Source organism: Lacticaseibacillus huelsenbergensis, from assembly GCF_029726355.1.
GTDB classification, from domain to species: domain Bacteria; phylum Bacillota; class Bacilli; order Lactobacillales; family Lactobacillaceae; genus Lacticaseibacillus; species Lacticaseibacillus casei.
Map to the genome: position 1 here is coordinate 2,169,285 of NZ_CP120687.1, position 20,750 is coordinate 2,190,034.

16 protein-coding genes and 1 tRNA gene are annotated in these 20,750 nt (G+C 48.2%); all 17 read left to right on the forward strand.

The features are described from left to right. Window positions 1–126: 126 nt before the first annotated feature. The 17 genes from hprK (at window position 127) to gap (ending at window position 20,685) form a co-directional block, all read left to right on the forward strand. The gene (hprK, locus tag LHUE1_RS10020) at window positions 127–1,086 is read left to right on the forward strand and encodes an HPr(Ser) kinase/phosphatase (protein WP_049171488.1); all 960 of its coding nucleotides are present in this window, start codon (window positions 127–129) and stop codon (window positions 1,084–1,086) included. Between the two features lies 1 nt (window position 1,087). After that, window positions 1,088–1,915, forward strand: a complete 828-nt coding sequence (lgt, locus tag LHUE1_RS10025; protein ID WP_049171486.1) for a prolipoprotein diacylglyceryl transferase — start codon at window positions 1,088–1,090, stop codon at window positions 1,913–1,915. 10 nt (window positions 1,916–1,925) lie between these two features. Beyond that, entirely contained in the window at window positions 1,926–2,981 is a 1,056-nt protein-coding gene (locus tag LHUE1_RS10030) for an NAD(P)H-dependent glycerol-3-phosphate dehydrogenase (protein WP_277848354.1), read from the forward strand. Window positions 2,982–3,046: 65 nt separating this feature from the next. Continuing rightward, entirely contained in the window at window positions 3,047–3,994 is a 948-nt protein-coding gene (trxB, locus tag LHUE1_RS10035) for a thioredoxin-disulfide reductase (RefSeq protein WP_010489391.1), read from the forward strand. Between the two features lie 496 nt (window positions 3,995–4,490). Then, window positions 4,491–6,218 (forward strand): phospho-sugar mutase, encoded by a 1,728-nt coding sequence (locus tag LHUE1_RS10045; RefSeq protein WP_049171479.1) that lies wholly within the window; start codon window positions 4,491–4,493, stop codon window positions 6,216–6,218. Window positions 6,219–6,423: 205 nt separating this feature from the next. After that, window positions 6,424–7,071 carry a YfbR-like 5'-deoxynucleotidase gene (locus LHUE1_RS10050; RefSeq protein ID WP_010489378.1) on the forward strand — a complete coding sequence of 216 codons (648 nt, stop codon included), beginning with the start codon at window positions 6,424–6,426 and terminating at the stop codon, window positions 7,069–7,071. 172 nt (window positions 7,072–7,243) lie between these two features. Continuing rightward, the gene (gene uvrB / locus LHUE1_RS10055; protein ID WP_049171476.1) at window positions 7,244–9,259 is read left to right on the forward strand and encodes an excinuclease ABC subunit UvrB; all 2,016 of its coding nucleotides are present in this window, start codon (window positions 7,244–7,246) and stop codon (window positions 9,257–9,259) included. 193 nt (window positions 9,260–9,452) lie between these two features. Then, on the forward strand, window positions 9,453–12,341 hold the full coding sequence (gene uvrA / locus LHUE1_RS10060; protein WP_049171475.1) for an excinuclease ABC subunit UvrA: 2,889 nt from the start codon (window positions 9,453–9,455) through the stop codon (window positions 12,339–12,341). Between the two features lie 205 nt (window positions 12,342–12,546). Further along, a complete protein-coding gene (locus LHUE1_RS10065; RefSeq protein ID WP_010489372.1) occupies window positions 12,547–13,086 on the forward strand; it encodes an HdeD family acid-resistance protein in 540 nt (179 codons plus the stop codon). A gap of 137 nt (window positions 13,087–13,223) precedes the next feature. Further along, window positions 13,224–14,111, forward strand: coding sequence for an RNase adapter RapZ (gene rapZ / locus LHUE1_RS10070; RefSeq protein WP_010489370.1), 888 nt, complete (start codon window positions 13,224–13,226; stop codon window positions 14,109–14,111). After that, window positions 14,108–15,136 carry a gluconeogenesis factor YvcK family protein gene (locus tag LHUE1_RS10075; RefSeq protein WP_049171473.1) on the forward strand — a complete coding sequence of 343 codons (1,029 nt, stop codon included), beginning with the start codon at window positions 14,108–14,110 and terminating at the stop codon, window positions 15,134–15,136. Before rapZ ends, LHUE1_RS10075 begins: the two co-directional genes overlap by 4 nt. Before the next feature lie 4 nt (window positions 15,137–15,140). Further along, a complete protein-coding gene (whiA, locus tag LHUE1_RS10080; protein ID WP_047105807.1) occupies window positions 15,141–16,088 on the forward strand; it encodes a DNA-binding protein WhiA in 948 nt (315 codons plus the stop codon). Window positions 16,089–16,388: 300 nt separating this feature from the next. Further along, window positions 16,389–16,844: a MarR family winged helix-turn-helix transcriptional regulator gene (locus LHUE1_RS10085; protein ID WP_010489365.1), complete on the forward strand. Its 456-nt coding sequence runs from the start codon at window positions 16,389–16,391 to the stop codon at window positions 16,842–16,844. A gap of 117 nt (window positions 16,845–16,961) precedes the next feature. Next, window positions 16,962–17,552, forward strand: a complete 591-nt coding sequence (clpP, locus tag LHUE1_RS10090; RefSeq protein WP_005684526.1) for an ATP-dependent Clp endopeptidase proteolytic subunit ClpP — start codon at window positions 16,962–16,964, stop codon at window positions 17,550–17,552. Between the two features lie 406 nt (window positions 17,553–17,958). After that, window positions 17,959–18,030: transfer RNA gene (locus LHUE1_RS10095), tRNA-Arg, on the forward strand. A 558-nt stretch (window positions 18,031–18,588) separates the two neighbouring features. After that, entirely contained in the window at window positions 18,589–19,626 is a 1,038-nt protein-coding gene (locus tag LHUE1_RS10100) for a sugar-binding transcriptional regulator (protein WP_213291555.1), read from the forward strand. A gap of 36 nt (window positions 19,627–19,662) precedes the next feature. Continuing rightward, entirely contained in the window at window positions 19,663–20,685 is a 1,023-nt protein-coding gene (gene gap / locus LHUE1_RS10105; RefSeq protein WP_025013036.1) for a type I glyceraldehyde-3-phosphate dehydrogenase, read from the forward strand. Window positions 20,686–20,750: the final 65 nt, after the last annotated feature.

Genomic DNA, 20,750 nt, shown 5'->3' on the forward strand with positions numbered 1-20,750 from the left:
CAACCTTTCTTGACCATATTCTGACGGAACCAAACAACTTTGGCGTCGGTTTTTACCTGTCGCTCCCGTGTGGTTCACTGAGTTATGGTAAAATGAAGCAAACATGGCGAAAGAAAGGTGGACTTCATGGCAGACAGCGTGACGGTACGGCAACTCGTCAAGGCGACTAAGCTTGAGGTATATAGTGGTGAGGAGTATCTTGATTCTCGGCAGGTCGTTTTGAGCGATATTTCGCGTCCCGGACTCGAGTTGACAGGTTACTTTAATTATTATCCGCATGAACGTATTCAACTTTTTGGTCGGACGGAAATTTCATTTGCGCGGAATATGTCCTCGGAAGAACGTTTACTGATTTTGAAACGGATGGCCACCGAGGACACTCCAGCTTTTCTGGTGTCGCGCGGGTTGCAACCACCGGCAGAAATGATTACGGCGGCCACCGCGGCGCATATTCCAGTATTGGGTTCACGGTTACCGACAACGCGGCTGTCAAGCTTGATCACCGAATACTTAGACGGACAGCTGGCGGAGCGGCGCAGTATGCATGGTGTTTTGGTAGACATTTATGGCCTCGGCGTGCTGATTACCGGTGATTCCGGCGTCGGCAAGTCAGAAACGGCTTTGGAATTGGTTCAACGTGGGCACCGGCTGATCGCAGATGACCGGGTGGATGTTTATCAACAGGATGAACAAACCATCGTGGGTGCTGCGCCGCCGATTCTCTCACATTTGCTGGAAATTCGCGGCTTGGGTATTATTGATGTCATGAATCTTTTTGGTGCTGGCGCTGTTCGTGAAGACACGACCATTTCACTCATTGTTCATCTTGAAAATTGGACACCGGATAAGACGTTTGACCGGTTGGGTTCCGGTGAGCAGACCCAGCTTATTTTTGACGTACCGGTACCGAAGATAACTGTGCCAGTCAAAGTCGGCCGTAACTTGGCTATTATCATCGAAGTGGCGGCCATGAATTTCCGCGCCAAGTCAATGGGTTATGATGCGACCAAGACATTCGAAAAAAATCTTAATCATCTGATCGAACATAACGAAGCAAGCGACCAGAGCAGTTCGGAGGAAAAATAACTTGTTATTAGTACTCAATCCAATCGCGTTTCAGTTGGGTGGTCTGGAAGTTCATTGGTACGGGATTATTATTGCCAGTGCTGTTTTACTGGCAGTCTATCTGGCGATGAAGGAAGCACCAAAACGCGGTATTAAAGAAGATCACATTCTGAATTTGATTTTATGGGCGTTGCCATTTGCACTCATCGGGGCACGCCTTTATTATGTGGCATTTGAATGGCCATATTATGCTGCCCATCCCGGCGAGATTATTGCCATTTGGCATGGCGGCATTGCGATTTATGGGGCTTTGATTGCCAGCGTGATTGTTTTTGCCATTTATTGCCGAATTGAGTGGCTACCTGCCTGGCTCGTGTTGGACATTGCGGCGCCTACAGTGATGCTGGCGCAAGCGATTGGCCGCTGGGGCAATTTCATGAATCAGGAAGCCCATGGTGCGATCACAAGTCTGGCTTACTTACGTGGCTTGCATCTGCCAGAGTTTATCATTCAGCAAATGAATATTGGCGGCGCATATCGCCAGCCGACATTTTTGTATGAAAGTATGTGGAATCTGGTTGGCTTTGCCTTAATTATGACGGTGCGGCATCATCAGCATTGGTTCAAGCAAGGCGAGATTGTCTTGAGTTACGTGATGTGGTACAGCTTCGGCCGTTTCTTTGTTGAAGGCATGCGGACCGATTCACTGTATGTGGTGCCAGGTCTGCGGGTTTCCCAGATTCTGTCGATTATTTTGTTCATCGTGGCTGGTGCGTTAATCTGGTATCGGCGGCGCCGGGGAGACGTTGCGTGGTATTTAGACGGCAATCCGCTGAAAGCAGTTGAATAGGAGTGATTTTGTGCCGACAAAAATAGCAGTGTTAGGTGCTGGTTCATGGGGAACGGTGTTAGCAAACTTGCTAACGGAAAATGGTCATGACGTTTATTTATGGAGTCATAGTCCGGAACAAGTTGCGACCATGAAGCAGACTCACAAAAATGAGCACTACCTGGGTGCTGAATTTACATTACACGATGCGCTTCACGTGACCGCAGATTTAGGCCAGGCGTTGGACCAGGCGACCGTGATTTTATTTGTGGTGCCGACCAATGCCATTCGCAGTGTGGCCGAACAAGTCAAGCCGATTTTGCAGGCGCACCGTGGCCGCGGCGAACGGCCGATTATTGTCCATGCGGCAAAAGGCTTGGAACGCGGCAGTGAGTTGCGAATTTCGCAGGTTTTGGCTGAGGTCTTGCCACCGGATCTCATTCAGGGTATTGTTGTGATTTCCGGGCCGAGTCATGCCGAAGATGTTGCTACGCATGACATTACCACCTTAACCGCCGCATCTGAAGATTTACCGCTGGCGAAAAAAGTGCAACAATTATTCATGAACGACTATTTTCGGCTTTACACGAATACCGATGTGATCGGCGTCGAAATCGGCGCAGCGTTAAAAAATGTGATTGCCATCGGCGCCGGTGCGTTGCATGGCCTCGGCTATGGCGATAACACCAAAGCTGCCTTGATGACCCGCGGGCTGGCAGAAATCAGCCGAGTGGGCGTAAAACTAGGTGCCGAGCCGCTCACGTTTATCGGCCTATCCGGTGTCGGCGACTTAATTGTGACTTGCACTTCCGTTCATAGCCGCAATTGGCGCGCTGGTAATGCGTTGGGTCAAGGCGAGAAGCTTTCAGACGTGTTGAAGAATATGGGGATGGTGGTCGAAGGCGTTTCAACGACCAAGGTCGCCCATCACATGGCGCGTGAGCTGGGTGTCGATATGCCGATTACCGATGCGATCTACCAGGTCCTGTATGAAAATGCCCCGATTCGCGCGGTGATTACCGATCTCATGCAGCGATCCGGCAAGCCGGAATTTGATTTTGATAATGCCAGTTTACAAAAGCACTAAAACCCTGTATATTAGACTACGTAGCTTACTATTTGTAAGCAATACGGCAAAAGGAGAGACTGCCCATGGCAAAAAAATATGATGTAATCGTGATCGGTGCCGGTCCCGGCGGCATGACGGCGGCGCTTTATGCTTCGCGTGCCAATTTGTCAGTGTTAATGCTTGATCGCGGTGTCTACGGCGGCCAAATGAATAACACCGCTGAAGTGGAAAACTATCCGGGTTACAAGTCAATCCTTGGGCCTGATCTTGGCCAAAAAATGTACGATGGTGCCACTCAATTTGGTGCAGAATACGCCTATGGTAATGTGATCAGTGTTCAGAATCATGGCGCAACCAAGTTGGTCAAGACTGATGAAGACGAATTTGAAGCCAAGGCGATTGTGATTGCGACAGGCGCAGAACACAAAAAGCTGGGTGTGCCCGGCGAAGAAGCTTACAGTGGCCGTGGTGTTTCGTACTGCGCAGTCTGCGACGGTGCCTTCTTTAAGGATCGTGAACTTGCCGTTATTGGCGGTGGCGATTCCGCGATCGAGGAAGGCCTTTACCTGACGCAAATGGCCAAAAAGGTAACGGTTATTCACCGGCGCGATCAATTACGTGCGCAACAGATTATCCAGAAACGCGCATTTGCCAATGACAAGATGCATTTTGTCTGGAATGCCCAGGTTCAGGAAATCCAAGGCGATGACATGAAAGTCACCGGCGTCAAGTATCGCGACAAGGAAACCGGAGAAGAGCATGTTCTGCCAGTTGCCGGTGTCTTCATTTATGTCGGCATCATGCCGATGACCGAACCATTCCAGGATCTTGGCATTCTGGACGATCATGGCTGGATTCCAACTGATGACCATATGCGGACAAAGGTTCCGGGCATCTTTGCCATTGGTGATGTCCGCGCCAAAGACTTGCGGCAGATCACCACAGCGGTAGGCGAAGGCGGTACCGCTGGCCAAGGCGTTTTCAACTATATCCAAAGTTTGAACGACACCAACATTGAAGTTAAAGCTTAGTTATCTTTGGTGTGCCAGAAGTGATTTGAAGCTAAGAGATAGGAAATGGCGGGGACACAGTTTACGGTCGAACTGCAAAAGCAAACTTACTTTCCGTTGATAAGACGGTGGTAAGTTTGTTTTTGTTTACTCATGAATAATTTGTCAGGTCTCTTGAGATCTAAGTGCCAAAGCGGAGCAATCGTAGGCCAGATGGGGCTCAGCTGTGACATTGTACTAGCCGGGTGAACTTCCCGGCGTAGTACAAGGCCGAGCTTAGAGACTCTGCCGCTTTTGCAGAGGCTCTAAGTCGTGCCCACAGCGTTCCAGCCCCAGCTGGCCGGAGATTGCGGAGTTTGGCACGACACAGAACTTATTGCCCCAATATTTCAATGGATCGCAAAAGAATTTTCTTATTTGAGCGCGTTTTCAACCAAGCGTTGGTTACTTATAGTATGATTGGAAAGGGAAGGGCTGTACCCGAAATTATTAATTTAGACAGATAGGAGCTGATCACGTGAGTTACCGTGATACGTACCAACAATGGGTTGATGAACCAACACTTGATCCGGAGCTAAAAGCTGATCTTAAGAAAATGGCTGACGACGAAACAACTAAGGAAGAGGCGTTTGCTGCCCCCATGGCATTTGGGACTGCTGGCATGCGCGGCGTTCTTGGTGCCGGCATTGGCCGGATGAACATTTATACGGTACGACAGGCAACTGAGGGCCTGGCGCGGTTTATGGACACCTTAACGGATGAAACGAAGGCACGCGGTGTGGCCATTAGCTATGATTCTCGCTACATGAGTCAGGAATTTGCTTATCAAAGTGCCGGTGTGCTTGGCGCTCACGGCATCAAGAGTTATGTGTTTGACCAGCTGCGGCCAACACCGGAGTTGAGTTTTGCGGTACGTCATTTGAAGACTTACGCCGGGATTATGATTACGGCTAGCCATAACCCGAAGCAATACAATGGCTACAAGATTTATGGTCCAGATGGCGGTCAAATGCCGCCGGAAGAATCCGACAAAATTACCAAGTACGCTCGGTCGGCATCTGATCTTTTTGCGATTAAAGCATTGAATGTTCACGAATTGCGGGCCAAGAATTTAATGCAGCCGATTGGTGAAGACGTTGATGAAGCCTATTATGCTGAAGTGGCCACAGTGACAATCAATCCTGACTTGGTCCACACCGTCGGGAAGAATATGTCATTGGTTTATAGCCCGTTACATGGTACTGGCCGCATTCCGGCACAAATGGTTTTACGCAATGCCGGGTTTGAAAACTTCCGCTTGGTTCCGGAACAAAGCATTGCCGATCCGGAATTTGCGACAACCCCGTTCCCGAACCCTGAATTTGCCCAAGTCTTTGACTTACCAATTGCATTGGGCAAGAAAATCGGTGCGGATGTGTTGATTGCCACTGATCCGGATGCCGATCGTTTGGGCACTGCGGTTAAAGTCGGCGACCACTATCAGTTATTGACTGGTAACCAGATTGCTTCCGTATTGCTGCACTATATTCTCGAAGCCCGCAAACAAGCTGGCACGTTGCCGAAAAATGGGGCGGTTGTGAAGTCCATCGTTTCAACCGAATTGGCGACGGCGATTGCAAAAGATTACGGCGTGGACATGATCAATGTTTTGACCGGCTTCAAGTTTATCGGGGATCAGATCAAGCACTTCCAGGCCACAGGCGAGCACGAGTTCCTCTTTGGCTTTGAAGAAAGCTATGGCTACCTGATCAAACCATTCGTTCGGGATAAAGACGCGATCCAGTCCACGGTCTTGCTGGCTGAAGTAGCCGCTTACTACCAGTCACAAGGCAAGACACTTTGGGATGGCGTTCAGGAACTGTACAAGAAATACGGTTATTATGCTGAAAAGACGGTTGGCGTTGATTTTGAAGGCGTTGACGGTCCAAAGCAGATGGCCAATCTCATGACGAAGTTCCGCGAAGAGCAGCCGGATGATTTTGCCGGTGTCAAGATTGCTAAAGTGGAAGACTTCCTGAGTCAAGAAGCGAAGTTGGCAGACGGCACGGTTGAAAAATTGACGATGCCTTCTAGCAACGTACTGAAATACATTTTGGAAGACGGCACTTGGATTGCAATTCGCCCATCCGGCACGGAGCCAAAAGTCAAATTCTATGTTGGCACCAAGGCTGAGACCGACGCAAAAGCACAGGAGAAACTTGAGGCCTTCGAAAAAGCCTTGAATGATTTTCGTGAAGAAGCCTAAACCAATCAGCGTGGTAAAGGTGTTTTCTGCGTAAGCTTAAATAGATCCTGACGAAACATTCAGGGTCTATTTGTTTGCATTCACTTCAGGACAACCAAGTCCCAAAATGTGAAACACCTTGCAATGGTCTGGCTATGGTGGTAGTCTTTTAGCAATTTAAGTAATTTTTTGATCGTCACACCAAATAACAGGAGGTCATTTTGACATGGGCATGCACCAATTTATCCAAGGACTGAGTAATCTGGAGACACTGCGGCGGGCACCGGGCTTTTTCAAGTATCAGGAGCACTCGGTGGCGGCCCACAGCTTCAAGGTTGCGGAAATCGCGCAGATGCTGGGCGATGTCGAGGAATTGGCGGGGAACAAGGTTAATTGGCAGATGCTCTACGAAAAGTCGCTGAACCATGATTACACGGAACGTTTCATCGGCGATATCAAAACGCCGGTCAAATATGCCACGCCGACATTGCGACAGATGCTTGCTGACGTTGAGGCCACGATGACGGAGAACTTCATCAAAAATGAAATTCCGCGCGATTTTCAGGATCGTTATCGCCGTCGTTTGTCTGAAGGCAAAGACGACACGCTTGAGGGCCAAATCTTGAGTGTGGCCGACAAAATCGACTTGCTTTACGAAGGATTTGGCGAAATTGAAAAAGGCAATCCTGAACAGGTCTTTCTTGACATCTACACGGAAAGCCTGAGTACTATTCTGGAATTTAAGAATCGACCAAGCGTCCGGTACTTCCTCGATCAGGTTTTGCCGGATATGCTGGAAGAAAAGTTTGCCAGTCGTGATCAATTGGCCAAATTGACCAAAGCAACCATGGCCGAACACGAGCCAAGTAAGTAGCGAAAGTATGTTCGCTATGTTATAATATGCGAGATGAAAGTTGGAATGCGTTTCAAATCGGTTCCAACTTTTTTGATGAAAAATTTTGGTACAACGGCGGGACACCGCATACAAATGGATGTTAATGCGCGTGGGAATAGCCACGCGTCACATGTTGATTGGAGGCATGTCGATGATCGAACGAATCGCTGATCGTAAATTTGATCTGGTTTCACCTTATCAGCCGGCTGGGGATCAGCCTCAAGCGATTGCCAAGCTGACAAAGGGATTTGAAGAAGGCAAGAAAGAACAAATCCTGTTAGGTGCGACCGGAACGGGGAAGACGTTTACGATGAGCAACATCATCGCCAACCTGAATAAGCCGACTTTGATTTTATCGCACAATAAAACCTTGGCGGGACAGCTCTATGGCGAGTTTAAGGAATTCTTCCCGCATAATGCGGTTGAATATTTTGTCTCTTACTATGATTATTATCAACCTGAAGCCTATGTGCCCAGCACGGACACGTATATTGAAAAAGACAGTGCTATTAATGACGAAATCGACAAGTTGCGGCATAGTGCAACCAGTGCGTTACTTGAACGAAACGACGTGATTGTGGTGGCGTCGGTATCATCTATCTTTGGCTTAGGTGATCCGCATGAATATAAAAATCACGTGTTATCGCTTCGGACCGGGATGACGATTGACCGGAATACATTGTTGCGGCAACTGGTTGATATCCAGTTTGATCGGAATGACATTGATTTTCAGCGTGGCCGTTTTCGGGTTCGCGGGGATGTTGTTGAAATTTTCCCGGCTAGCCGTGACGATCATGCCATTCGGGTCGAATTTTTCGGTGACGAGATTGATCGAATTACTGAAGTGGACGCATTGACTGGCGAAGTCATCGGCACGCGGGATCATGTTGCCATTTTCCCGGCCACCCACTTTATGACCAGTGACGAACAGATGCAACGCGCGATCAAGAGTATTTCGGCGGAATTGGAAGACCGACTGAAGGTGTTGCGCGGCGAAAACAAGTTGCTTGAAGCGCAACGCTTGGAACAGCGGACCAACTATGACATTGAAATGATGCGCGAAATGGGCTTCACCAGTGGCATCGAAAATTATTCTCGCCACATGGATGGCCGCAAACCGGGTGAGCCGCCGTACACATTGTTAGACTTTTTCCCGAAAGACTTTACGATCATGGTTGATGAAAGCCATGTCACAATGCCGCAGGTTAAAGGGATGTACAACGGTGATCGGGCGCGGAAACAGATGCTGATTGATTATGGCTTTCGTTTGCCAAGCGCGTTGGACAATCGGCCGCTGAAGATCGACGAGTTTGAAAAGCACGTCAAGCGCATTTTGTATGTCAGTGCCACCCCAGGGCCTTACGAATTGAGTCGCGTACCCAAAGAAGATATTGCTGAGCAGATTATTCGGCCAACCGGTTTGCTGGATCCGAAGATTGAAGTGCGTCCGGTGATGGGACAAATCGATGATCTGGTTGGTGAAATCAACAAACGCATTGATGCTCATGAACGGGTCTTCATTACCACTTTGACTAAAAAAATGGCGGAAGATCTGACCGATTATTTGAAAGATATGGGAATTAAAGTCCGCTACCTGCACAGTGATATCAAGACGCTGGAGCGGACAAAGATTATTCGCGATCTGCGACTTGGTAAATTTGATGTGCTCATTGGCATTAACCTTTTACGTGAAGGCATTGATGTGCCGGAAGTTTCGCTGATTGCGATTCTTGATGCTGACAAGGAAGGATTCTTGCGGGCAGAACGATCCTTAATTCAGACGATCGGACGGGCGTCTCGTAATGAGCACGGTAAAGTGATTATGTATGCGGACAAGGTCACTGATTCAATGAAGGCCGCAATTGATGAAACCAAGCGGCGGCGTGCGATTCAGGAGAAGTTTAACGAAGAGCATCATATTCAGCCTAAGACCATTATCAAACCGATTCGGGCAGCGATTTCGACTTACGAGCAATCTGACGATGAGAAAGCCGAGGCCAAGAAGACCTTTGCCGAGGTTGATTATGAAGACATGACCAAAGCCGATAAGAAAGAATTGGTGGCCAACCTGCGTTCACAGATGCAGGCGGCGGCCAAGAAACTGGATTTCGAACAGGCGGCATCGTTACGCGATACCATTCTGGAATTGCAAGCGGATATGTCTTGAGATTTTTGTAACGAACTTGCATGATGAAACAAAGTCAGCCATGATTACCTTGATTAGATCCGGCGATCGTGGCTGTTTTGTTGTCGTGATCCTGGCGTTGGATGAGACGCAGGAACTGATCCGCTTTGTCGTGCCAGATGGGGTGACGTTCTGGCCACGGGCGGCTTGTTTTAAATGAGGAGATTTTTTGTGAATGGCAAATGATAAAATTGTGATCCATGGGGCGCGTGCCCATAACTTAAAAAATATTGACGTGACCATTCCCCGTAACAAACTCGTGGTCATGACGGGGCTGTCAGGTTCTGGCAAGTCCAGCCTGGCGTTTGATACATTATATGCAGAAGGCCAGCGCCGGTATGTTGAAAGTCTGTCTGCCTATGCCCGCCAATTCTTAGGCCAGATGGAGAAACCAGATGTCGACTCGATTGATGGGCTCAGTCCGGCGATTTCGATTGATCAAAAGACGACTTCCAAGAATCCCCGTTCAACGGTCGGCACCGTCACGGAAATCAACGATTATCTGCGGTTGTTGTGGGCGCGGGTCGGTCATCCGATTTGTCCGAACGATGGGACACCGATTACGAGCCAGAGTGTCGAACAAATGGTGGATCGCGTCTTAGCACTACCGGAGAAGAGTCGGATTCAAATTTTGTCGCCGATTGTGCGGCGCAAAAAAGGCAGTCATAAGAAAGTCTTCGCCAAGATTATGCGTGAAGGTTATGTGCGCATGCGTGTTGACGGTGAAGTCATGGACGCGACGGCCGACTATGAGCTGGATAAAAACAAGGCCCATGATATTGATATCGTGATTGACCGGATTGTGGTGAAGCCTGAAGCGCGCAGCCGGTTGTTTGATTCATTCGAAGCGGCGTTACGTCTGTCGGAAGGTTACGCCAATGTCGATGTGATTGGCGGCGAGACGTTACGTTTTTCCGAACATTTTGCCTGCCCGATTTGTGGCTTTACCATTAGTGAAATGGAGCCGCGCCTCTTTTCGTTCAATGCGCCATTTGGTGCCTGCCCGGAATGTGATGGCTTAGGGGTTAAGCTCACGGTCGATATGGATCTGGTCGTCCCGGATCCAAGCATGACCTTGGCACAAGGCGCGATTGCTCCGTGGAATCCCATCAGTTCCCAGTACTATCCGGAATTGTTGGAACAAGCCGCAACGGCCTTCAAAGTGCGCATGGATGTGCCATTTGAGAAGTTGACCAAACGGGAGCGAACCGTTGTCCTTGATGGCAGTAACGGTAAGCCGTTCCATTTTCATTATGAAAATGATTTTGGCGGCGTTCGGGATGTCGATGTCCCGTTTGAAGGGGTACTGACCAACATTTCCCGGCGCTATGCCGAGACCAACAGCGATTTTACGCGCCAACAGATGAGGAGTTACATGACTGCATTGCCTTGCCCGGTTTGCCATGGCAAGCGGCTGAATCGGCAAGCACTTGCCGTGAAAATTTCCGGGCGTGATATCGCCGAAGTTTCCGATCTGGCCATCAAAGACGCCTTACCATTCTTCAAGCAGATTCATCTGAGCGAAGCTGAAAGTGTCATCGCTCAGCCAATCGTGAAAGAGGTTGTCGATCGCTTAACTTTTCTTGTCAATGTCGGCCTTGGCTATCTGACCTTGAGTCGTAGTGCCGGAACGCTGTCTGGTGGCGAGGCACAACGGATTCGGTTGGCAACCCAGATCGGCTCCAACTTGAGCGGAGTCATGTATGTTCTGGATGAGCCGTCAATTGGCCTGCATCAACGTGACAACGATCGCTTAATCGCGTCTTTGAAAAAGATGCGTGATTTAGGCAATACGCTCATTGTGGTTGAACATGATGAGGACACCATGCGGGCAGCCGATTACCTGATCGATGTCGGTCCGGGTGCCGGTGACCATGGCGGCCGGATCATGGCGGCCGGAACGCCTAAGCAAGTGGCGCGGGTACGCAAGTCGATCACGGGGCAATACCTATCTGGCCGTAAGTTTATTCCGGTACCGTTGAAGCGTCGGACAGGCAATGGCAAAGTGATCCGTTTGGAAGGGGCTGCCGACCATAATCTCAAGCACATCAATGTTGATTTTCCATTAGGCAAGTTCATTGTGGTTACCGGGGTTTCCGGATCGGGCAAGTCAACGCTCGTTAATTCGATTTTGCGGCGAGCCTTGGCCCAAAAGCTGAATCACAACTCTGAAAAACCCGGACCATATGATAAGATTCTGGGTTATAAAAACATCGAGAAGCTAATCAATATCGATCAGAGCCCCATCGGCCGGACGCCACGGAGCAATCCAGCTACCTACACCAGCGTTTTTGATGATATTCGCGGATTATTTGCAGAAACCAATGAAGCTAAACTGCGTGGCTACAAAAAAGGGCGGTTCAGCTTTAACATCAAAGGTGGTCGCTGTGAAAACTGTAAAGGCGACGGGATCATCAAGATCGAAATGAACTTTTTACCGGACGTTTATGTACCTTGCGAAGTTTGTCATGGCAAACGGTATAATTCCGAAACGCTTGAAGTGACGTACAAAGGCAAGAATATTGCGGAAGTCCTCGACATGACCGTTGAAGAAGCCACCAACTTTTTCAAAAATATTCCAAAGATTCGCCGCAAGCTGCAGACGATTGTGGATGTCGGTTTGGGTTATGTGAAGCTGGGTCAAAGTGCCACAACTCTCTCCGGTGGTGAAGCACAGCGGATGAAGCTGGCCAGCGAGTTACAAAAACTTTCGACCGGTAAGAACTTTTATATTCTGGATGAACCGACAACCGGTTTGCATACCGATGATATTAAGCGATTGCTGGAAGTGCTGGAACGCTTAGTCGATGAAGGCAACACGGTTTTGGTCATTGAACACAATCTGGATGTGGTTAAATCTGCCGACTGGGTCATTGATCTGGGTCCTGAAGGCGGGGATGGCGGTGGCCGTGTCATTGCCACAGGCACGCCGGAACAGGTCGCCGAGGTGGCCGACAGTTACACCGGCCAGTACCTCAAACCGGTTCTGATCCGTGACACCAAACGGACCAAAGAAGCGGCTGCCGGCAAGAATGGCCAGGCCAAAAGCAGCACCAAGAAATAATGCGTTTGATAGTCGCGTTTAAAACCGCGACTATTTATGTACATAAATGAGCAGCGGGGAACCGATTTTTGATAACTTTTTAAAGGTTGCGGATCATGCGTGGCTAGTGGCATTTGCCAGCATCTTCAAAAATTCCGGCAATTCAATTTATTGAATTGCTTTTTGAAATGGTATGATATAAGTGATCAAGAAAGTAGGGAATAATATGTTGAATCGAAAGAGTTTTGGCTTTGACTGGGGGCAGTTCATCACCGGTATTCTGTTTCTGGTTGCTGCTTTTGTGGTCTTACGGTACCCGTTAGCAACATTAAGGACGGTTACCTTTATCTTTGCCGTCGTTGCCATTATTCGAGGGATTGCGGTTCTTGCGGGCTTTTCCACATTGCGCCAGTTTACCGGTAGATTGGCATGGATTTCCTTGATTATGGGGATTTTTGACCTTGTCATTGGCCTGATTTTCTTATTGAATTCTGGCTTAGGCGTGGCGACGATCACCATGATGTTTGCTATCTGGTTCCTGGTCGATTCTGTCGGCTCATTGTTCAATGTCGGCCATCTGCGCGTTGCCGGCACGGGCTGGTTTGTTGTTTATCTGATTCTGGATATTCTGGCGGTCATTGTTTCGCTGATGCTGTTCATGCAGCCTGTGATTGCAGCAGTGACGCTGGTGACCTTGTTGGCGATGTTCTTCGTCCTGTTCGGCATCGAGTGTATTGTCATCGCTTTTGCTCGACGCAACATTTAAATTGTCCACCAAAAGTCCGAAGAACCGGTGTTTCTAAGCCGGTTCTTCGGCTTTTTTTATTTCGGGAGTCTGTGATGGTAGGAATGACACGCCCGGAATGTTATACTTGATTGAATATGAGCACAAAGGAGCCTTTTATGACTGAAAGTTTGGATCTTGTTATTATCACTGGGATGTCGGGTGCCGGCAAAACCGTTGCAATGCAGGCGTTTGAAGATTTGGGGTATTTTTGCGTTGATAACATGCCGCCAGCGCTGCTTCCTAAGTTTTGGGAACTCGTTAAGGAATCTGGGAAGATCTCAAAGGTTGCGCTAGTCGTGGATCTGCGTAGTCGGGCCTTTTATGACCAGATTATCGACATGTTGGCTAATCTGGACAACAACGCTTACGTTCATTCGCGCATTTTGTTCTTAGACGCGACGGATGAAGAACTGGTTTCGCGTTACAAGGAAACCCGCCGCTCACATCCCTTGGCAATGGAAGGCCGGTTGATGGACGGCATTAAAAAAGAACGTGTGCTACTAACCGAGTTACGGAATCGGGCGCAAGTCGTGATCGATACCACCACGTTGAGCCCGCGACAGTTACGCGAAAAGATCTTCTTAAACTTCAAAGAAAATAGCGGTCAGCCAGCCTTTCATATTGAAGTCATGTCATTTGGGTTTAAATATGGGCTGCCGATTGATGCGGACATTGTCATGGACGTCCGGTTCCTGCCTAATCCGTTTTACGTCAAGGCTTACCGGCCAAAAACCGGTTTGGATCAGGAAGTTTATGACTATGTAATGGACAATGAAGATGCCGAAAGCTTCTACAACAAATTTTACGATTTGCTGGCTGAGATCATGCCCAAGTATAAAGCCGAAGGGAAGACCAGTGTGACGATCGCGATCGGTTGCACAGGCGGTCAACACCGAAGCGTTGCGTTTGCGGAGCGCATCGGTAAGGCATTTTCGGATGCGTATGCGGTTGATATTACCCATCGGGACATTAAGAAACATAAGGAGACGGTGAATCGTTCATGAGTCGGGAAACTAAATTTATCCGCGTCATTCGCGGGCGGCGTCCTAAAGTCGTCGTGATTGGCGGCGGAACCGGATTGCCGGTTATCTTGCATAGTCTGCATGAACAGGATGCTGACGTAACGGCGATTGTGACGGTTGCCGATGATGGCGGGTCGTCAGGTACCATCCGCAATTATATTAACGTAGTGCCGCCTGGTGATATTCGCAATGTGCTTGTTGCCTTGTCGGAGTTGCCAAGTCTGTATCTGGATATTTTCCAGTACAGATTTAACACGACCGATGCGTTTTTCGCCGGCCATGCGATTGGCAACTTAATCATTGCGGCTTTGTCAGAGATGAAAGGCGGCATTTTCCCGGCGGTTCAGCAACTGAGCGAAATGATGCAGGTGGATGGTCACGTTTATCCTGCCAGCAACACGCCGCTCACACTTAATGCCGAGTTCACAGATGGGACGAGCCTATCCGGTGAATCCGAAATTACCGCTGCCGGTAAGAATATCAAGCATATTTCCATCTCCGAAACCGATCCGGCTAATGGTGAACCTAAAGCTGTCCATGAAGTCATTGATGCCATTATGGATGCCGATGTGGTCGTGCTGGGGCCCGGCAGTCTGTTTACCAGCATCCTGCCGAACCTGATGATTGGCAATCTGGGTGACGCTGTGAAGAAAACGCAGGCCGAAGTCATCTATATCGTCAACATCATGACGCAGAAAGGCGAAACACAAAACTTCACCGATGCCGACCATGTTCGGGTGTTGAATGAACAGATGGGGGAGGATTTTGTCGATACCGTGCTCGTCAATATCGAACCGGTCCCCGAGAATTATCTCGATCACCAAAAGTACAACGAAATTCTGACGCCGGTTAAGCATAATTATCAAGGTTTGCGGGATATGGGTTGTCGCGTGATTTCGGAAGACTTTTTGAAGTTGCGTGATCGCGGCGTTTTCCATGATGGCGACAAGGTGGCCAAGGAAATTTTGAATTTGGCTTTTCAAGTGAGCGCAAAAATCCGGAGGTGAGGGCATGGCAAGCTTTGCCAGTATGGTGAAAAAAGAACTGACCCAACTCGAGGTTCATCCTGAACATGCGAAGGCAGAGCTGTCGGCATTGATCCGGATGAACGGCAGCCTGACGTTAATGGCCCATCGGTTTGTGTTAAACATTCAGACTGAAAACCCGGCCATTGCCCGGCGAATTTATAGTTTGATTCGCCAGGTTTACCGGCATGAAGCCAACTTGGTCGTTCATCGCAAAATGAAACTCAAGAAAAATTATCAGTACATTGTCCGCCTGACGGAAGGTGTCAATGATATTCTGTCGGATTTGTCAATTTTGGATCCGACAACGATGGCGATTTCGACGACGGTCCCAGCAACGGTTTTGGAAGAACCACAACGGATGCGTTCGTACTTGCGCGGCGCTTTTTTAGCCGGCGGATCGGTGAATAATCCGGAAACATCGCGCTATCACCTGGAAATTTATTCATTATATGCCGATCACAATGCCGGCATTTTGAAAATGATGAATCATTTCAACCTGAATGCGCGTACCGTCGAACGCCGAAGCGGCTATATTGTTTATTTAAAAGAAGCCGAAAAAATCGCGGATTTCCTGCAGGTGATCGGGGCAACGAATGCGATGCTTAAGTTCGAAGATGTCCGGATTGTGCGCGATATGCGTAACTCGGTGAACCGCCTCGTTAATTGCGAAACGGCGAATATGAACAAAACCATTGATGCGGCCCAGAAACAAATTGAGAATATCAACTATCTTAAAGATCATGTGGGGTTGGATAATCTGCCAACCAAACTGCGCGAAATTGCCGTTTTGCGCTTAGCCCATCCGGATGTCTCGTTGCAGGAGTTGGGTGCCATGGTTCCGGGTGGGACAATTTCGAAGTCAGGCGTCAATCATCGGTTGCGCAAACTCAATCAGATTGCTGAGGGTTACCAGCAACCGGAAGATGCCTAGCAGCTATGATAATTGCAAGATAAGCAAAAAGTCATATTTATAAGATAATGCCTTTGTTTCCTCAAGATAATCGTGTACAATGTAACCGACATCAAGTTATTTGATGTAGGCGTTTGAACGACCCGGCTGCCACTTTTAGGACGCTAAAAACTGTCCGGCAGTGCGCTGGTTGACGAGTGCCACGACAAGAAACATGAGTCAGTTTACATTCGGATTTGCAGTGATGTTATTACCAGATGAAGTGGTAATTGTCACGTTCAGCGGGATACAATTGTTGCTTAGGTTTTAGGAGGAAGCACTATGGTCAAACCGATCACATTAAATGAACAACTTTGTTTTGCAATTTACAAGGCACAGAAACAATATAATCATTTCTATGCTCAGGCATTGGCGCCATTTAAGTTGACTTATCCGCAGTACATTACGTTGCTGTCGCTGTATGAACACGGCACGATGTCGGTTAAGCAGGTGGGCCAAACACTTGAGTTGGACAGCGGTACTTTGACACCATTAATGAAGCGTCTGGAAAAAGATGGCTGGATCAGCCGCAAACGATCAACCGAAGATGAACGTCGCGTTGATGTTAGCTTGACGCAAAAGGCTTTGGACGCTCGCGACGAGATTTTTGAACATGTTGGCTCCTGCATGGAATTGATGAATTTGCCGCAAACTGAATATGATCGTATCAAGACTGAGGTAACGCGTGTCGATGAGCATCTGAGTGCTATCGCTGACGACGCCTACCCACAAGTCTGAACGATTTTTATAAGGTCAAAGATTGTGATTAAAATCTTTGACCTTATTTGACTTTAGCAGTATACTTAGCACTGTACTTTAAAGAGTGCTAAAAAACGATTTTCAGGAGGTTAGGACATGCTAGTACCTACCGTCGTTGAACAAACCAGTCGTGGCGAACGTGCTTACGACATTTACTCACGTCTATTAAAAGACCGGATCATCATGTTGTCCGGTGAAGTAAACGATCAAATGGCAAACTCGGTCATCGCCCAGTTACTTTTTCTTGATGCACAGGATTCTGAAAAGGACATTTACCTTTACATCAACAGTCCCGGTGGTGTGATCACCAGCGGCTTGGCGATGCTTGATACCATGAACTTCATCAAGTCCGATGTTCAGACCATTGCTATTGGGATGGCTGCATCCATGGCATCTGTCCTGTTAGCCGGTGGCACGAAAGGCAAACGCTTTGCTTTGCCGAATTCGACCATTTTAATCCATCAGCCTTCAGGTGGTGCCCAAGGTCAGCAAACCGAAATCGAAATTGCGGCCGAAGAAATTTTGAAGACACGTAAAAAGATGAACCAGATCCTGGCCGATGCAACAGGTCAGACAGTTGAGCAAATCAAGAAGGATACTGAACGTGATCACTATATGAGCGCTCAGGAAGCCAAGGATTACGGCTTGATTGATGATATTCTGGTTAATAAGAATAATCAAAAATAAAGGTTTAAACGAATTGGCACACCGCTTTGGTTAGCGGTGTGTTTTTTTCGTGGGAGTGGAAGGACGGGTAGAAGGAATTTGAGGATAACCGCCGAGAATGAATCAGTATAGGCAGTGAAAAAATAAGGTTTGGGGGCAATCCGGTTCCGAAACGCGCTCACTGGGCCAGAAACCTGCGTGTAAGGACCTTGGTCGCAATGGTGCAGACCGTGACTGAAGTTCTCCGACGCAAAAACGCGCTCACAGTCGCAGAAATCTACGTGTAAGGACCTCAAGCCTAAATGGCCAAAGACCAGCCATTTAGGCTTGAGGCCACTTACACTCCGATTTCTAAGCGCTCCTGCTCACGCTCTACATAAAAAGACTTGCAAATTGCCCCCTGATTGAGTAATATAATTAGGTACTTGCGCGGTTAGTGTAATGGATCGCACGTGAGATTCCGGTTCTCGAAATCCGGGTTCGACTCCCGGGCTGCGCAGAATTCCAGTCATATGGAAAATACCGAAAATAGAAAAGTCCGCTATGGCGGGCTTTTTGTTTGCCATAATGTGTTTGTAGGACGCAAATGTCGCTGATCAGCATAGCCCTTTTTAAGCTAAGAAAACGCCAAATGAAATCGCTCCCTCACCAAATAGCAGTTTCGCTTGAAAAATGCTCAAAACAGAACAAGCAGTGATGAAAGAACCCATGACTGGCTGTGTGTAGGCTGTTGAAATAGACCGAAATACAGTGCATGAAAATTTCATTAGAAGCAAGCCGAAACCCCTGATATCAAAAAGCCGCAGCGAGGTTGCCGAAACTGGTAAATGCCGAACGTTTGAATCATTCTTGAAGTAGATGTTCAAACTTAGCCGGTTTTGTGATTACTTTGAGACGATTTAGGCAACAGACTTGCGATAAAGCGGAACCCCTGCTACAATTGGTTTTGTTGGTAAGGGAAAACAGCAAACGTTGGGTTCCTAATTTTTTTCAGCTTGCTGGGTCGGCAAACGACTCGGAGGGACGTGAAATGACCCATTAAAGAAGGACGTGCCTTATGCATACTGAACTTGCGTGGCTCAAAGCGATCGCGCCTGATCTGATGGGCGTCGTCACTAAACGCTATCAGGTCCTTCAATTTATTAACTGGATGGCACCGGTTGGTCGGCGAACGTTAGCCGAACAGATGAAGATTTCAGAACGCGCGTTACGTACAGAAACAGATTTTTTGCGCGGACAGGGACTTTTAGAAAGTTCGAAATCTGGCATGGTGTTGACAGCAAAAGGGCTAGAAACTTTTCACGGTCTTGATCATTTGATGAATCAGTTGCTGGGAATCAAAGATGACGAAAAGCGGCTGGCAACGCATCTTGGCATTGACCATTGTCTGGTTGTTTCCGGGGATGCGGATCAGAGTAGCCGGGTTCTTGATGAACTTGGCAAAACGTTAAATTCAACCTTACAGTTACTGTTACCACCCGGGCATTTAACGGTTGCCGTTATGGGTGGCACAACGATGGCACATTTAGCCACGCAGTTAACTTTTCAGCTATCTGCGGGCCGTGAACTGTCGTTTGTCCCTGCACGGGGTGGTCTCGGTGAAGCCGTGACCATTCAGGCCAACTCGATTGCGGCTGCAATGGCAGAAGCAACCGATAGCAAGTACCGGGCTTTATATGTTCCTGAGAATCTAAGCTCGGAGTCCTATGAATCCTTAATCAAAGAGCCATCGGTAAGAGATGTGTTAAACCTTATCGATAAAGCTCAGGTCGTAATTCATAGTGTGGGCGATGCGCTGGTCATGGCTAAGCGCCGTGGCATGTCGCCTGATACGATCAGCATGTTGAAAGCCAAGCATGCCGTTGCCGAGGCATTCGGTGTTTTCTACGATGCCAAGGGCAAGGTCGTTTACAAGATACCGCAAATCGGATTACAGCTTGCGGATCTTGATCATATACCGTATGTCTTCGCAGTTGCGGCGGGTAAAAGTAAAGCCAAAGCAATTGCGGCGTACATGCAACACGCACCGAGTCGAACGTGGCTGTTAACTGACATCGGTGCAACAAACTCGATTTTAACTGGGGCAACCCGTTAGAATAAAACCTTATTTCCTAAAGGAGGAAATTTTAGCATGACTGTTAAGATTGGTATTAATGGTTTTGGCCGTATCGGTCGTTTGGCATTCCGTCGTATTTACGAATTGGGTGCAAAGAGCAATGACATCCAGGTTGTTGCGATCAACGATCTGACCAGCCCAACCATGCTGGCTCACTTGCTTAAGTATGATTCAACTCACGGTACTTTCCCTGGTGAAGTTAGTGCAACCGATAACGGTATTGTCGTTGACGGTAAAGAATACCGCGTCTACGCAGAACCGCAAGCCCAGAACATTCCTTGGGTTAAGAACGATGGCGTTGACTATGTTCTTGAATGCACAGGCTTCTATACCTCTGCTGAAAAGTCACAAGCTCATTTGGATGCAGGTGCAAAGCGTGTTCTGATTTCTGCCCCAGCTGGCAAGATGAAGACCATCGTTTACAACGTTAATGATGACACTTTGAATGCAGACGACAAGATTGTTTCTGCTGGTTCTTGCACGACCAACTGCTTGGCACCAATGGCTTACTTCCTGAACAAGGAATTCGGCATTGAAGTTGGTACCATGACCACCGTTCATGCTTACACCTCAACTCAGATGTTGCTTGACGGCCCGGTTCGTGGTGGCAACCTGCGTGCTGCACGTTCTGCTGCTGCTAACACGATTCCTCACAGCACTGGTGCTGCTAAGGCTATCGGTTTGGTTATCCCAGAATTGAACGGCAAGTTGCAGGGTCACGCACAGCGTGTTTCTGTTGTTGACGGTTCCTTGACCGAATTGGTTTCCATCTTGAAGACCAAGAACGTTACAGCTGACCAAGTCAACGAAGCTATCAAGAAGCACACCGAAAACAACCCTAGCTTCGGCTGGAACGAAGACGAAATCGTATCTTCCGATGTAATCGGTACGACTTATGGTTCAATCTTCGATCCTACTCAGACTGAAGTTACAACTGCCGGTGACTATCAATTAGTTAAGACGGTTGCTTGGTACGATAACGAATATGGCTTTACTTGCCAGATGATCCGTACCTTGCTGAAATTTGCTACTCTCTAATCCGGAGTAACGCTTTTCTAACCGCAACATCCGAAGCGGAGGGAGCTTTACTCCCTCCGCTTTTT

Coding starts and splice junctions, on each gene's coding strand:
- hprK (WP_049171488.1), top strand. CDS start 127: ATGGCAGACAGCGTGACGGTACGGCAACTCGTCAAGGCGACTAAGCTT.
- rapZ (WP_010489370.1), top strand. CDS start 13,224: ATGACTGAAAGTTTGGATCTTGTTATTATCACTGGGATGTCGGGTGCC.
- clpP (WP_005684526.1), top strand. CDS start 16,962: ATGCTAGTACCTACCGTCGTTGAACAAACCAGTCGTGGCGAACGTGCT.
- LHUE1_RS10050 (WP_010489378.1), top strand. CDS start 6,424: ATGGGCATGCACCAATTTATCCAAGGACTGAGTAATCTGGAGACACTG.
- gap (WP_025013036.1), top strand. CDS start 19,663: ATGACTGTTAAGATTGGTATTAATGGTTTTGGCCGTATCGGTCGTTTG.
- LHUE1_RS10065 (WP_010489372.1), top strand. CDS start 12,547: ATGTTGAATCGAAAGAGTTTTGGCTTTGACTGGGGGCAGTTCATCACC.
- uvrB (WP_049171476.1), top strand. CDS start 7,244: ATGATCGAACGAATCGCTGATCGTAAATTTGATCTGGTTTCACCTTAT.
- LHUE1_RS10075 (WP_049171473.1), top strand. CDS start 14,108: ATGAGTCGGGAAACTAAATTTATCCGCGTCATTCGCGGGCGGCGTCCT.
- uvrA (WP_049171475.1), top strand. CDS start 9,453: ATGGCAAATGATAAAATTGTGATCCATGGGGCGCGTGCCCATAACTTA.
- whiA (WP_047105807.1), top strand. CDS start 15,141: ATGGCAAGCTTTGCCAGTATGGTGAAAAAAGAACTGACCCAACTCGAG.
- LHUE1_RS10085 (WP_010489365.1), top strand. CDS start 16,389: ATGGTCAAACCGATCACATTAAATGAACAACTTTGTTTTGCAATTTAC.
- LHUE1_RS10100 (WP_213291555.1), top strand. CDS start 18,589: ATGCATACTGAACTTGCGTGGCTCAAAGCGATCGCGCCTGATCTGATG.
- trxB (WP_010489391.1), top strand. CDS start 3,047: ATGGCAAAAAAATATGATGTAATCGTGATCGGTGCCGGTCCCGGCGGC.